Genomic DNA, 13,998 nt, shown 5'->3' with positions numbered 1-13,998 from the left:
CAACAACTCCTCCCTGTTTCCGCCGCTGGCGGCGGTCGTCGTCGTTGCTTTTTTCTCCTGAACTTCATGACAGTGATTTACAAATCGAACAAAATATACTATAATAGGGAGGCGACAATTTCACAATAGGAAGCACTGGGAGGAAATGCTGTGCTGATTCAACTCATCGAGGGCGTCTACCGCCTGCTGTGGGGCGACCTGCTCACCCTGCATCTGGGGAGCGTGACCCTCACGCTCTCCTTTATGGTCATCCTGCTGCTGACGGCGGGGGTGTTCTTCACCCTCCGCACCCGCCTGCTGCCGGTGCGTTTGTTCCGGGATATGCTGGCGGCGGTCTGCGAAAAGAACGACAAGGGCAAGGGCCTCTCGTCCTTCCAGACGCTGGTGGTGTCCACAGCCACCCGGGTGGGCATGGGCAATCTGGTGGGCGTCGTGGCGGCGGTGTCTGTGGGCGGCGCAGGCGCGGTGTTCTGGATGTGGGTGACGGCCCTGCTGGGGGCGTCCACCTCCTTCGTGGAGTCTGCACTGGCCCAGAAATATAAGCAGCCCGACCCCCTCTACGGCGGCTGGCGGGGCGGCCCGGCCTACTACATCCACACCCTCGCCGAGCGCAGGCGGGGGAAAAAGCTCCGCCGCTCGGTGACGGCCTGCCTGTTCGCGGTGTCGGGACTCATCTGCTGGTGCGGCATCAGTCAGGTCGTCAGCAACTCGGTGAGCGAGGCGTTTCAGAACGCCTTCGCCATCCCGCCCCTGACGACGACGCTGGTGCTGACGGCGCTGGCGGCGGTCATCGTCCTGCGGAAGGAGGCCACCGTCAGGAGCCTTGACGTCATCGTCCCCATCATGGCGGGCTGCTACTTCGTCATGACCCTCTGGATCATCCTCACCCACCTGCCCCAGCTGCCCGGCGTTTTTGCCCGCATCTTCTCGGAGGCCTTCGGCCTGCGGCAGGCCGTGGGCGGCGGCTTCGGTGCAGTGGTGATGAACGGCATCAAGCGGGGCCTCTTCTCCAACGAGGCCGGCTCCGGCTCGGCCCCCTGTGCCGCCGCAGCCGCAGAGTGTGACGACCCGGTGAAGATGGGCCTCGTGCAGGCGCTGGGCGTCCTCATCGACACCATCGTCATCTGCAGCTGCACAGCCTTCGTCATGTTGCTGGCCCCCGAGAGCGTTACCGGCGGGCGGCAGGGCATGGACCTTTTGCAGGCGGCCATGGAGTATCATCTGGGCGGCTTCGGCGTGGTGTTCATCGCGGTGACACTGGCGCTGTTCAGCTTCTCCACCTTCCTCGGCATCCTCTACTACGCCCGCTGCAATGTGGCCTACCTCTTCGGCGACCGCTGGCTCTGGCAGACGGCCTACAAGGTGCTGGCGCTGGTGATGCTGGTGGTGGGCGGCATGGAGGCCTACACCGTGGTGTGGGACCTCGGCGATGTGGGCATCGGCCTCATGACCATCTTCAATATGCTGGCCCTCTACCCCCTGTCCGGCGAGGCCCTGACCGCCTTGCGGGAGTACGAAGCAAAAAAGAAGCTCAAGTAACTAAAAAAGCCATCGGCCCAGACAGCCGATGGCTTTCGTTTTATGCGCGGTGTCCCAGCCGCATCTTGAAGTCGTTGTAGCCGAACCGCACCAGCTCCCGGCAGGTGCCGTCCTCGGTCAGCGTCCAGATGGGTGGCAGAGGCATCCCGTTGAAGGTATTGTTCTTGCAGGTGGTGTAGATGGCCATATCGCCGAAAAGGAGCCTGTCGCCCTCGGTCAGGGGGGCGTCGAAGCTGTAGTCTCCCACGACATCGCCTGCGAGGCAGGTCGGCCCGCCGAGGCGGACGGTGACGCTCTTTTCGCCCGGCTCCCCTGCGCCCAGCAGAGGCGGGCGGTAGGGCATCTCGATGACGTCCGGGGTGTGGCAGGCGGCGGACATATCGAGGATGGCGAGGCTGGTGCTGCCGTTGTGCAGGGTGTCCAGCACCGTGGTGACGAGATAGCCCGCGTTCAGCGCCCACGCCTCGCCCGGCTCGAGATAGACCTGTACACCGTACTTCTCCTGCATCCGGGTGATGCAGGCTTCCAGCGTCGGAAGGGCATAGCCCGGGCGGGTGATGTGGTGTCCGCCGCCGAAGTTGAGCCACTTCAGGCCCGGCAGCAGGCTGCCGAACTTCGCCTCGACCGCGTCCAGCGTCAGGGCCAGCGCGTCGGCGTCCTGCTCACAGAGGGTGTGGAAGTGGAGGCCGTCCAGCAGGGAAGAGAGGCCCGGCTGCTTTTCCAGCGCGGCATCCCACTGGGCGCGGGTGGTGCCGAGGCGGCTGCCCGGGGCGCAGGGGTCATAGATGGCGTGGCCCTCCTGCGTCGAGCACTCGGGGTTGATGCGCAGGCCCACGCTCTTGCCCGCAGCCTTTGCCGCCGGGCCGAACTTTGCCAGCTGGGCGGGGGAGTTGAAGACGATGTGGTCGGCGTAGTGGAGCAGCTCGGCGAACTCGTCCACCCGGTAGGCGGCGCAGAAGACGTGGTTCTCCTTCTGGGGCAGCTCCTCCCTGCCCAGACGGCTCTCGTAGAGGCCGCTGGCCTCCGTGCCCGCCAGATAGGGCGCGAGGAGGGGGTAGAGGTCGAAGTTGGAGAAGGCCTTCTGGGCCAGCAGCATCTTGCAGCCCGTCCGCTGCTGGACGCCCAGCAGGATCTCGCCGTTGCGGCGCAGCTGGGCCTCGTCCAGCAGGTAGCAGGGGGTGGGCAGGGAAGCGAGGGCCGCTTCGGAGAGGTTTGCCAGCCCGGCGAAGGGCGGGCGTGTATCGAGCACCCGCATCAGTCCACCAGAGCCGGGCTGTGGCTCTCAGAGCGGGGCAGGCCGTACTTGTCCAGAGCGTCCAGATAGGGGTCCGGATCGAACTCCTCGACCGTGTGGACGCCCTTGGTGGTCCACTTGCCGGTCAGCAGCATCAGGGCGCCGCACATGGCGGGCACGCCGGTGGTATAGCTGATGGCCTGCGAGCCGACCTCTTTGTAGCACTCCTGATGGTCGCAGACGTTGTAGATGTAGTAGGTCTTCTCCTTGCCGTCCTTCTTGCCGGTGAAGATGCAGCCGATGTTGGTCTTGCCCTTGGTGCGGGGGCCGAGGCTGGCAGGGTCGGGCAGGAGGGCCTTGAGGAACTGGATGGGCACGATCTCCTGACCGTTGAACTGGATGGGCGTGGTGGAGAGCATCCCCACGTCCTCGAGGCAGCGCATATGGTCGAGATAGCTCTGGCCGAAGGTCATGAAGAAGCGGATGCGCTTTGCCTCCGGGATGTTCTTGGCGAGAGACTCGATCTCCTCGTGGTGGAGCAGGTACATATCCTTCTGGCCCACCTTGTCGAAGTCGTACTCCCGCTTGATGCTCATAGCCGGAATTTCCACCCAGTGGCCGTCCTCCCAGTAGCTGCCGGGGGCAGACACCTCACGCAGGTTGATCTCGGGGTTGAAGTTGGTGGCGAAGGCATAGCCGTGGTCGCCGCCGTTGCAGTCGAGGATGTCGATGGTGTCGATGGTGTCGAACTCGTGCTTCTTGGCGTAGGCGCAGTAAGCCTGCGTCACGCCCGGGTCGAAGCCGCTGCCCAGCAGGGCGGTGAGGCCGGCCTCCTCAAACTTCTTGGCGTAGGCCCACTGCCAGCTGTAGTCGAAGTAGGCGGAGAAGCCTGCCTCCTTGCAGCGCTTCTCGTAGACGGCGCGCCATGCCGGGTCGTCGGTGTTCTCCGGCTCGTAGTTGGCGGTGTCCATGTAGTTGACGCCGCAGGCGAGGCAGGCGTCCATGATGGTCAGGTCCTGATAGGGCAGGGCGATGTTCATCACGAGGTCGGGCTGGTAGCTCTTGATGAGGGCGATGACCTCGTCCACATGGTCGGCGTCCACCTGCGCGGTGGTGATGCGGGTCGTGGTCTTGGGGGCAAGCTCGGCGGCCAGCTTGTCGCACTTGGATTTGGTGCGGCTGGCGATGCAGATGTCGGTGAACACCTCGGGCACCTGGCAGCATTTGTGGATGGCGACGGAGGCCACGCCGCCGCAGCCGATGATCAGAACTTTGCTCATGATGGTTTCTCCTTTATGTCAAAATATTCATTCCTTCGTCAGGTCTGGAAGCCGGGCCAGCCCTTGTCCAGCGCGATGAGCAGCTCCCGCAGCACCTTGCAGGCCGTGGCCGTGGAGACGCCGGAGATGTCCAGCATGGGGGCCAGCTCGTTGAGGTCCGCGCCTACGATGTTGGCCTTGGCCACGGTGCGGATGGCGTCCAGCAGCTGCAGGAAGCTCACGCCGCCGGCCTCGGGGGTGCCGGTGCCGGGGAAGCAGGAGGGGTCGAGACAGTCGAGGTCGATGGTGAGGTAGACCGGCTCTTTGGTGGCGCAGAGCTGCTCGGTCAGCTCGGCAAGGCCGGTGAAGTCGAACTTGTGCATCTCGGTGTGCTGGGCGGCGAACTCGAACTCGGCCCGCTCGCCGCTGCGGATGCAGAACTGGTGGATGTGTCCGTCGCCCACCAGCTCGTGGCAGCGGCGGAGGACGCAGGCGTGGCTCAGCTTCGCGCCGAGGTAGTCGTCCCGCAGGTCGGCGTGGGCGTCGAAGTGGATGATGTGGAGGCCGGGGTATTTCTGCGCCACGGCCCGCACAGCGCCCAGCGTCACCAGATGCTCGCCGCCCAGCAGGAGGGGCAGCTTGCCGTCCTTCAGGATCTCCGCCGCCCGGGCCTCGATGTCGGCGAGGGCTGCCTCGCTGGAGCCGAAGCAAAGCTCGAGGTCGCCGCTGTCGAAGACGTCGAAGTCGGTGAGGTCGGCGTTCTGGTAGGGGCTGTAGGTCTCGAGGCCGAAGCTCTCGTGCCGGATGGCCGACGGGCCGAACCGTGCGCCGGGGCGGTAGCTGGTGGTGGAGTCGAAGGGGGCGCCGTAGAGCACGATGTCGGCGGCGCGGTAGCTGCTGTCGCAGCCGATGAAGGTTTCAACATTGGGTGAGATCATTTGGGTTCCTCCACTTCGCGCAGCATCTCCTCGAGGAATGCCGGCAGATAGAAGGCTCCGACGTGGAGCCGGGTGGTGTAGTAGCGGGTGCGCAGGTTCAGCGCCTTCCATGCGTCGGCGTCGAGGTCGTCGATGGGGTGGTATTTCTTGCTGGCAAAGCCGAAGAGCCAGTAACCGGCGGCGAAGGTCGGGATATGGGCCTGATAGACCCGGCTGACCGGGAAGGTGGACGCGATGCGCTTGTGGCTGCGCTGCATGGCGCTGGCGTCCTCGGTGTAGAAGGGGCTGCCCTGCTGGTTGACCATGATGCCGTCCTCTCGCAGGGCATTGAAGCAGCTGCCGTAGAACTCCCGGGTGAACAGGCCCTCAGAGGGGCCGAAGGGGTCGGAGGAGTCCACGATAATGAGGTCGTAGTCAGCCTCGCAGCGGCGGATGTACTTCAGGGCGTTCTCGAAGTAGATGTGCACCCGGCGGTCATCCATCCGGCAGGCGTTGCCGGGCAGATAGGCGCGGCAGGCCTCCACGACCTGCGGGTCCATCTCCACGAGGTCGATGCGCTCGACCCGGTCGTAGCGGGTCAGCTCCCGCACCACGCCGCCGTCGCCTGCGCCGATGACGAGGATGTCCTTGGCCTCCCGGTGGACGGCCATCGGGACGTGGACGATCATCTCGTCGTAGATGAACTCGTCCCGCTCGGTGAGCATGACGTTGCCGTCCAGCGTCAGCACCCGGCCAAACTCGGGCGTCTCAAAAATATCGATGCGCTGGTAGTCGCTCTGCTTGGAGTAGAGCTGTTTGTTGACCCGGATGCTGTGCTTGACGTCCGGGGTGTGAAATTCCGAAAACCAAAACTCCATCTGCTTCTCCTTATGCCAGAACATTCAGGTGCAGGATGTCCGGGTCTTCCGGGCCGGTCATGCTGCAGCCTTTGGCCTTGGCGTACTCGATATAGTTCAGTATCTCCTTGGTGATGCGCTCGCCGGGGGCAAGGATGGGGATGCCCGGGGGGTAGCACATGACGAACTCGCTGCACACCATCCCCTCGGTCTCCCGGAGGGGCAGGCTCTTTTTGGGGGCGTAGAAGGCCTCCTGCGGGCTGGCGGCGACCACGGGGTCGATGTACTCCTGGCTCAGCAGGCCCGCGCCGTCGGTGTGGTAGCGGCGCTTGATCTCGGCCAGCGCACTCACCAGACGCTCGATCTCCTGCGGGCGGTCGCCGATGGAGAGGTAGGCGAGGATGTTGCCGATGTCGCCGAACTCGATCTGGATGTCGTACTCATCCCGCAGGATGTCGTAGACCTCGATGCCGGCGAGGCCGATGTCCAGCGTGTGGACGCTGAGCTTGGTGGTGTCGAAGTCGAAGACCGAGTTGCCGTTGCAAAGCTCCTTGCCGAAGGCGTAGTAGCCGCCCACGGCGTTGATCTCCTCCCGGGCGTACTCGGCCATGTCGGCCACCTGATGGAACACCTGACGGCCCCGCAGCGCGAGGTTGCGGCGGGAGATGTCAAGGCTGGACATCAGCAGATAGCTGCCGGAGGTGGTCTGGGTCAGGTTGATGATCTGGCGCACATAGCCGGGGTGGACGTTGGGGCCGATGAGCAGCAGGCTCGACTGGGTCAGGCTGCCGCCGCTCTTGTGCATCGAGACGGAGGCCATGTCCGCGCCCGCCGCCATGGCAGAGACGGGCAGGCTGCCGCCGCCGAAGTAGAAGTGGGTGCCGTGGGCCTCGTCGGCGAGGCAGAGCATCCCGGCGTCGTGGGCCATCTTGACGATAGCGCGCAGGTCGGAGCAGATGCCGTAGTAGGTGGGGTTGTTCACCAGCACGGCCACGGCATTCGGATGCTCTTTGATGGCCTTTTCCACCTGCTCCCGCTTCATGCCCAGCGAGATGCCAAGGCGCTTGTCCACCTCGGGGTTGACGTAGACCGGCACCGCGCCGCAGAGCACCAGAGCGTTCAGCACGCTGCGGTGGACGTTGCGGGGCAGGATGATCTCATCGCCCCGCTTGCAGACTGTCAGCACCATGCTCTGCACCGAGCTGGTGGTGCCGCCCACCATCAGGAAGGCGTGGGCCGCGCCGAAAGCGTCGGCGGCCAGCTCCTCCGCCTCCCGGATGACCGATACCGGGTGGCAGAGATTGTCCAGCGGTTTCATGCTATTGACGTCCACGCCCACGCACTGCTGGCCCAGAAAGGCCGTCAGCTCGGGGTTGCCCCGCCCGCGCTTGTGGCCGGGCACGTCGAAGGGCACCACCCGCATCTGCCGGAACTGTTCCAGCGCCTCGTAGATGGGTGCGCGGCGCTGGTCCAGCCGGAACCTTGTACGGTTCTCACTCATGTTTTTTCCTCCGTCCCTGATTCCTGTTACCACCATGCGGACAAACAAAAAAGCGCAAGCCCTGCACGCGGAGTGCAGACTTGCGCTTTGAAAAACCGTTTGAATGCGCGGATAAATTCCCCGGGCAGAACACCGGAGCAGTATCGCAGCATGATTCAAAAGGACGGGATGACGAGAGTCTATATAGCAATTACACTTTTACTACTCTTATTGACCGTTTCACAAGTCTGCGCACGCTTTTTGCGCAATTTCATGGTTGTAAAGGAACCAACTTATAAAATATAGAGCTTAGCCGCAGGATAAGATCTGCTCTGCGGCAGGCGCTCCGACGCAGTGATCTGCGGGAGCGCAGTAACTCAATCAATAATGGCGGCTCACGCCGCCGGTCGGCAGTGGACCCGGCTGTCCGTATGGCCTTAGGGCGCAGCGGAAAAGTCGGATCTTCCGGTGCACCTAGCCCCCATGGGCGGTCCAAGGTTAATTGCTTTCAAAAGACTTCGACACGCTTCGTCTCTCAAAATCGTCTGTATTTTATCATGGAGAAAAAGATTTGTCAATGTTCTGGCAGGAAGAGCCGGGAAATATTTCGGATAAGTCATACTTATCACATCCCGGCGGGGAGTGCTGATGCAGCAAAAAACGGCCCTGATACGCTTTTTGGGCGTACCAGAGCCGTTTTGCAGCCATCCTGCGCCGGGGCGTCAGCGCTTGATGTCGTAGTTCATGTTCATGAGGTTGCGGATGGTGCTGACATCGTCGGTGATGTTGGCATCGCCGTGGATGGTGTGCTTGATGGCGCTGCTGGCCACCGCAAAGTTGATCATGTCCATGGCCTTGTAGTCATGGAGCATGGCGTAGATGAGGCCGCTGGCAAAGGCGTCGCCGCCGCCCACCCGGTCGAGGATGTTGAAGGTGAACAGCTTGCTCTCGAAGGTGTGGCCGTCGTACCACATAAAGGCCTTCAGGCTGTTCTCGCTGCCGCTGTGGGCGTAGCGGACGTGGCGGGCGATGCAGGTGAGGTTGGGGTAGCGCTCGATGAAGTGCTGGAAGATCTCGTCCTGCTGCTCATAGCTGGGCTGCAGGGGCACGCCGTCCTTCCAGTCGCCCTTGGAGTGGTCGTTCTCGTCCTTCCAGAGGTGGTACGGCTCGATGCCCAGCAGCACGTCCACATAGGGCAGGCACTCGGTACAGAAATCGCGGGCCTCCTCCCACGTCCAGAGGGTGGAGCGGAAGTTGCCGTCGAAGCTGACGGTCAGGCCCTTCTTCTTGGCGACCTTGAGCATATCGATGATGAGGCCGCGGCAGTTGGGGGCCAGAGCCGGGGTGATGCCGCTCAGGTGCAGCCAGTCGAAGCCCTCCAGCAGGGCGTCCAGATCGACCTGAGAGAAATCGTACTCGGTGATAGCGCTGTGCTTGCGGTCGTAGATGACCTTGGAGGGGCGGATGCCGTAGCCGGTCTCGAGGTAGTAAGTACCCAGACGGTTGGAGGGGGTCTCATTCGGCTCGGTGAGGATCATGGGGGTGCAGTGGACGTCGTTGGAGCGCAGCCAGCGCACGGCGCTCTTGCCGAGGCTGTTGTTCGGCACGACGCTGAAGAAGGTGCTGTCCACGCCGAGGTTTGCCAGCGCAAGGGCGATGTTGGCCTCACTGCCGCCGTAGCTGGCCTCGAAATTCGACGCCATGCGGAGCTTTTCGTAGTTCGGCGGGGTCAGACGCAGCATGATCTCGCCGCAGGTGATAAACTTTTGTCCGGTGGTCTCATGGCCCAGAATGGGGTTGAAATGTTCCATAACGGTCCTCCTGTTGCTCTTCTCGGGCATTGGCCCCCGGCCTCGCCTATACCATTTCGAGGCGGGGGACGTTTGGCGCTCAACAGGGCAGCCAGACCCTGAATGACGCACATCGTTGTATCCATTATAGTGCTTTCGGAAGCGTTTTGCAAGGAAAAGAAAGACACCGCGAGAGAAAATTTGGCGGGATTTTTGTGTATCATGACGAAATCAAATGCCCGTCAGGTCAAAACTCGGGGTATACTCTTCCCGGGCGCTGCTCTTCTGCTGCATATAGCCGTCCGTCAGCCCCAAGTCCATGGCCCGGTTGACCACCCGGCGGTACTCGTAGGTGGTGATGCGCCGCCCGATGCCGTGGTCTGCGGCCTTGTAGAAGGGGGTGTACTGGCTCATGACGCTGGGGATGAAGCAGCCGGGGTCGGCCTGATTCCACGCGGCCATCTGGTCGAGGACGGCGAAGCTGTCGTCGATGTGGCCGGGCAGGGCCAGGTGGCGGAGGATGACGCCTTTCTGCAATATGCCCTCGCCGTCGAACACCGGGTGGCCCGCCTGCGCCATCATGGCCTCGATGGCGGGCTTGGCCTGTGCGAAGTAGTCCGGCGCAGCGGAAAGCTCGGCGGAGAGGGAAGAGGATGCATATTTCAGGTCGGCCAGCCAGATGTCGATGGAGCCGCGCCACGCCTCCACGCTCTCCACCGTCTCGTAGCCGCCGGTGTTGCAGACGATGGGCAGATGCAACCCCCCGGCCCGGGCGAGGTCCAGCGCGGCGATGATCCATGGCCGCCACTGGCCGGGGGTGACGAGGTTGATGTTGTGTGCGCCCTGCCGCTGCAGATCGAGAAAGATCTCGGCCAGATGCTCGGGCGTGATCTCCCTGCCCAGCCCCTCGGCGCTGATGGGGTAATTCTGGCAGAAGCAGCACTTGAGGGTGCAGCCCGAGAAAAACACCGTGCCGCTGCCCCGGGTGCCGCTGATGCACGGCTCCTCCCAGAAATGCAGGGCCGCGCGGGCGGCTTTCAGGGTGCGGCCCGCCCCGCAGAAGCCCACCTGCCCGGCTGCGCGGTCGGCGCGGCAGCGGCGGGGGCAGAGGGTGCAGGAGGCCGGAGGCGTCACGGAAAGAATTTTAGGCATATCGTCCAACTCCTATGAGAAAGAATCATAATAAATTATCCGGGGCTATTATATCATTTTTGCCCCCGAAAGTGGTATACTAAGAATGAATATTGCATGTCATGCAAGAATACTACATGATCTGGAGGAAACCATGCGCACAGAAAACGAAGAGATCCGGGACAACCTGAAATATCTGAGCCTTCTGGCCCGGGACTATCCCTCGCAGGCAGCGGCTGCCAGCGAGATCATCAGCACGCAGGCGCTGCTCAAGCTGCCCAAGGGCACCGAACACTTCATGAGTGACCTGCACGGCGAGAACGAGGCGTTCGTACATATCCTGAACTCCGCCTCCGGCGTCATCCGGGAGAAGGTGGACATCGTGCTGGGGGATGCGGTGCCGGAGGATACCCGCGCCGAGCTGGCGACCCTCATTTATTACCCGAACGAGAAGCTGCCCCAGCTCAAGCAGCGCTGCGCCGACGAGGAGGCGCTGGAACAGTGGTACAGCGAGACCCTGCTCCGCCTCATCAACATCTGCCGTCTCGTCTCCTCCAAACACACCCGGGAGCACGTCCGGGCCTGCCTGCCCTCCAGCTGCGGCTACATTCTGGATGAGCTGCTCCACGCCCACTTCGAGGACCACGACAAGGACCTCTACTACGGCCAGATCGTCGGCAGCATCATCGAAAATGGCCGCGCCGATAAGTTCATCGTCCGCCTCTGCGAGCTGATCAAGCGGCTGGCGGTGGACAAGCTCCACATCGTGGGCGACCTGTTCGACCGCGGCCCCCGGCCGGACGTCATCCTCGACCTGCTGATGCGCCACCACGATGTGGACATCCAGTGGGGCAACCACGATGTGGTCTGGATGGGCGCTGCGGCGGGCAGCCCCATCTGCATCTGCACCGTCCTGAAAACGACCCTCGCCTACCACAATCACGGCATGGTGGAGGACTGCTACGGCATCAACCTCCGCCATCTGCAGCGGATGGCGGAGCAGTTCTACGGCGAGGATGACCTGACCATCTGGATGCCCCACACCGACGCCGCCCGCGGCCCCTACACCCCCGGGATGCTCCACCGCTGCGCCGTCATGCACAAGGCCATCACCATCCTGATGCTCAAGCTGGAGTGTCAGGTCATCGACCGCAACCCCGACTTCAAGATGGCGGACCGCGACTATTTGCGCCGCATCGACTGGGAGAAGGGCACCGTCGTAGTGGGAGGCAGGGAGTACCCCCTGCGGGACACCTCCTTCCCCACGGTAGACCCTGCCGACCCCACCGCCCTCAACAGCGATGAGAAGGTGGTGCTCCAGAAGCTGGTGCAGTCCTTCCGTCAGAGTGAGAAATTGCAACAGCACGTCGAGTTCCTCTATGCCAAGGGCAGCGTCTACCACATCGAGAACGGCAACCTGCTCTACCACGGCGCGGTGCCCATGACCAAGAAGGGGACGTTCGCCGTGGAGCGGTTCGAGGGCCACGCCTACTCGGGCCGCGCCCTCATGGACTACTGCGACGAGCGCGCCCGCCGGGGCTATTTCGCCCCCGAGGGCAGCGCCGCCCGCCAGAGCGGACAGGATTTCCTGTGGTATCTGTGGTGCGGCAAGCTCTCGCCCCTGTACGGCCGCAGCGCCATGACCACCTTCGAGCGGCTGTACGTCTCCGACCCTTCGACCCACACCGAGGTGAAGGACCCTTATTATACATGGTACAACGAAGAGGCCGTCTGCCGCAGCATCCTCGCGGAGTTCGGACTGCCCGGCACCAGCCACATCGTCAACGGCCATGTCCCCGTGCAGGAGAAGAAGGGCGAAAGCCCCATCAAGGGCGGCGGACGCCTCGTGGTCATCGACGGCGGCTTCTGCCGTGCCTACCACGAGAAGACCGGCATTGCGGGCTACACGCTGGTCTATTCCAGCCGCACCATGTCCCTGCGTACCCACCAGCCCTTCGAGAGCGCCGAAAAGGCCGTGAATGAGAACCTCGACATCCTTTCCCAGAAGAACATCCTCGAGACGGAGAACCACCGCATCCTCGTGGAGGAGACGGACGAGGGCGAGGTGCTGCGGGAGAAGGTCCACGACCTCAAGCAGCTGGTCCGGGCCTATCAGCTGGGCTGGATCAAGGAGACCCGCTGCGACGACAGCGTGTGGTGAGCGGCGCTTTTGTAAAATTTTTCTTAAAAAGAGACAAAATCGAAGGATATTCGAAAAGAAACTGGGCAAAACAGAAAATAATCGAGGAGCGTGCATTGGGGCTTTGCTTTTTGCTGGAAGTTGTGTATAATAAGATAGCTGTAAGTATACCGATTGGTTGTGAGCTTTGTACAGCGAGAAGGAATAAGCACCTTGAGTAATTCACCTTTGGGGGCCTGCGGGGAGCGGGCTTGTGACAAGGAGATCATAAAATTGGAAAAGTTTGTTATTACGGGCGGTAAGCCCCTGCACGGCGAAGTCATCATCTCCGGCGCGAAGAATGCGGCTGTGGGCATCCTGCCCGCTACGATCCTGGCAGCAGACGTCTGCGTCATCGAGAATCTGCCGGACATCAGCGATGTGGCGGTGAGCCTGAAGATCCTGAGCGTGCTGGGCGCGAAGGTGCGGATGCTGAACAAGAACACCTACGAGATCGACACCACCCACCTGACCGGCACCAACGTCCCGGATGACCTGTCCCGCCAGATGCGCGCCAGCTATTACTTCCTCGGTGCGCTGCTGTCCCGGTTCGGCAAGGCACAGGTGGCCATGCCCGGCGGTTGCAACCTCGGCCCCCGCCCCATCGACCAGCACCTCAAGGTGTTCAGCGCACTGGGCGCAGACGACAGCGTGGACTACGGCATGATCACCGTCCACGCCGAGGAGCTGAACGGCGCACACATCTTCTTCGATAAGGTGAGCGTCGGCGCGACCATGAACGGGATGCTCTCTGCCGTGATGGCAAAGGGCCAGACCATCCTCGAGAACTGCGCCAAGGAGCCCCATGTCGTCGATCTGGCCAACTTCCTGAATATGTGCGGCGCAGACGTGCGCGGCGCAGGCACCGACGTCATCAAGGTGCGCGGCGTCGAGCGGATGCACGGCTGCACCTACAGCATCATCCCCGACCAGATCGAGGCCGGCAGCTACATGGTGGCCGCCGCAGCCACCGCCGGCGATGTGCTGGTGAAGAACGTCACCCCCAAGCACCTCGAGCCGATCACCGCAAAGCTCCGGCGTGCGGGGGTCGAGGTGGAGGAATTTGACGATGCTGTGCGGGTCCGCCGCACCGGCGACATCCTGCCCCTCAAGATCAACACCATGCCCCACCCGGGCTTCCCCACCGATATGCAGCCCCTGATGGGCGTCCTGCTCAGCGTGGCGAAGGGGACTTCCACCGTCACCGAGAGCGTCTGGGACAACCGTTTCCGCTATGTGGACGAGCTGCGCAAGATGGGCGCGAACGTGCAGGTGGACGGTCAGGTGGCCGTGTTTGAGGGCGTCGAGAAGCTTTCTCCCGCCCCGCTGCGCGCCTCCGACCTGCGTGCCGGTGCAGCGATGGTGGTCGCGGCCCTGATGGCTGACGGCACCAGCGAGATCGAGGAGATCGGCCACATCGAGCGCGGCTATGAGAACATCGTCGAGAAGCTGCGCGGCCTTGGCGCAGACATCGAGAAGGTGGAGCGGGTGCCCGCTGCACTGGAACAGGCTATGTAATTGAGAAAAACCTCTCCGTCATCGTTTGCGCGATGCCGCCTCCCCGGACAAGGGGGAGACGCTGCATCAACGGACGTAAAGCAGACGGAGAGGT

General features: G+C 62.9%; 10 protein-coding genes. 3 read left to right on the top strand and 7 right to left on the bottom strand.

Annotation, left to right across the window (positions count from 1 at the left end; genetic code table 11):
• The first annotated feature begins 150 nt into the window (after positions 1-150).
• Entirely contained in the window at positions 151-1,539 is a 1,389-nt protein-coding gene (locus tag MTP38_RS07675) for an alanine/glycine:cation symporter family protein (RefSeq protein WP_249233173.1), read from the top strand.
• Between the two features lie 40 nt (positions 1,540-1,579).
• On the opposite strand, the gene MTP38_RS07670 is transcribed toward MTP38_RS07675, so the two are convergent.
• From MTP38_RS07670 to MTP38_RS07640, 7 genes are all read right to left on the bottom strand, one after another.
• Positions 1,580-2,794, bottom strand: coding sequence for a carboxynorspermidine decarboxylase (locus tag MTP38_RS07670; RefSeq protein WP_249233172.1), 1,215 nt, complete (start codon positions 2,792-2,794; stop codon positions 1,580-1,582).
• Positions 2,794-4,053 carry a saccharopine dehydrogenase family protein gene (locus tag MTP38_RS07665; protein WP_249233171.1) on the bottom strand — a complete coding sequence of 420 codons (1,260 nt, stop codon included), beginning with the start codon at positions 4,051-4,053 and terminating at the stop codon, positions 2,794-2,796. Before MTP38_RS07665 ends, MTP38_RS07670 begins: the two co-directional genes overlap by 1 nt.
• A gap of 38 nt (positions 4,054-4,091) precedes the next feature.
• A complete protein-coding gene (gene speB, locus MTP38_RS07660; protein WP_227621291.1) occupies positions 4,092-4,970 on the bottom strand; it encodes an agmatinase in 879 nt (292 codons plus the stop codon).
• Entirely contained in the window at positions 4,967-5,827 is an 861-nt protein-coding gene (gene speE / locus MTP38_RS07655) for a polyamine aminopropyltransferase (protein ID WP_227621290.1), read from the bottom strand. The genes speB and speE overlap by 4 nt, the downstream gene beginning before the upstream one ends.
• 10 nt (positions 5,828-5,837) lie before the next feature.
• Complete coding sequence (locus tag MTP38_RS07650) at positions 5,838-7,307, bottom strand: aminotransferase class I/II-fold pyridoxal phosphate-dependent enzyme (protein WP_227621289.1); 1,470 nt, start codon at positions 7,305-7,307, stop codon at positions 5,838-5,840.
• Between the two features lie 701 nt (positions 7,308-8,008).
• Positions 8,009-9,097: a sugar kinase gene (locus MTP38_RS07645; protein ID WP_249233170.1), complete on the bottom strand. Its 1,089-nt coding sequence runs from the start codon at positions 9,095-9,097 to the stop codon at positions 8,009-8,011.
• A gap of 210 nt (positions 9,098-9,307) precedes the next feature.
• The gene (locus MTP38_RS07640; RefSeq protein WP_249233169.1) at positions 9,308-10,228 is read right to left on the bottom strand and encodes a radical SAM protein; all 921 of its coding nucleotides are present in this window, start codon (positions 10,226-10,228) and stop codon (positions 9,308-9,310) included.
• Positions 10,229-10,361: 133 nt separating this feature from the next.
• Between MTP38_RS07640 and MTP38_RS07635 the strand changes: the two genes are divergently transcribed.
• The gene (locus MTP38_RS07635) at positions 10,362-12,368 is read left to right on the top strand and encodes a fructose-1,6-bisphosphatase (protein WP_249233168.1); all 2,007 of its coding nucleotides are present in this window, start codon (positions 10,362-10,364) and stop codon (positions 12,366-12,368) included.
• Positions 12,369-12,620: 252 nt separating this feature from the next.
• Positions 12,621-13,904 carry a UDP-N-acetylglucosamine 1-carboxyvinyltransferase gene (locus MTP38_RS07630; RefSeq protein ID WP_227621285.1) on the top strand — a complete coding sequence of 428 codons (1,284 nt, stop codon included), beginning with the start codon at positions 12,621-12,623 and terminating at the stop codon, positions 13,902-13,904.
• Positions 13,905-13,998: the final 94 nt, after the last annotated feature.

It is taken from the genome of Faecalibacterium sp. I3-3-89 (assembly GCF_023347275.1).
Lineage (GTDB): Bacteria > Bacillota > Clostridia > Oscillospirales > Ruminococcaceae > Faecalibacterium > Faecalibacterium butyricigenerans.
The sequence above is the reverse complement of the archived record's forward strand: the minus strand, read 5'-3'. Positions and strand labels throughout refer to the sequence as shown.

Bases quoted from the DNA above. Each gene is read 5' to 3' on its own strand.
- MTP38_RS07645 (WP_249233170.1), bottom strand. From the start codon at position 9,097: ATGGAACATTTCAACCCCATTCTGGGCCATGAGACCACCGGACAAAAG.
- speE (WP_227621290.1), bottom strand. From the start codon at position 5,827: ATGGAGTTTTGGTTTTCGGAATTTCACACCCCGGACGTCAAGCACAGC.
- MTP38_RS07670 (WP_249233172.1), bottom strand. From the start codon at position 2,794: ATGCGGGTGCTCGATACACGCCCGCCCTTCGCCGGGCTGGCAAACCTC.
- MTP38_RS07650 (WP_227621289.1), bottom strand. From the start codon at position 7,307: ATGAGTGAGAACCGTACAAGGTTCCGGCTGGACCAGCGCCGCGCACCC.
- MTP38_RS07635 (WP_249233168.1), top strand. From the start codon at position 10,362: ATGCGCACAGAAAACGAAGAGATCCGGGACAACCTGAAATATCTGAGC.
- speB (WP_227621291.1), bottom strand. From the start codon at position 4,970: ATGATCTCACCCAATGTTGAAACCTTCATCGGCTGCGACAGCAGCTAC.
- MTP38_RS07665 (WP_249233171.1), bottom strand. From the start codon at position 4,053: ATGAGCAAAGTTCTGATCATCGGCTGCGGCGGCGTGGCCTCCGTCGCC.
- MTP38_RS07640 (WP_249233169.1), bottom strand. From the start codon at position 10,228: ATGCCTAAAATTCTTTCCGTGACGCCTCCGGCCTCCTGCACCCTCTGC.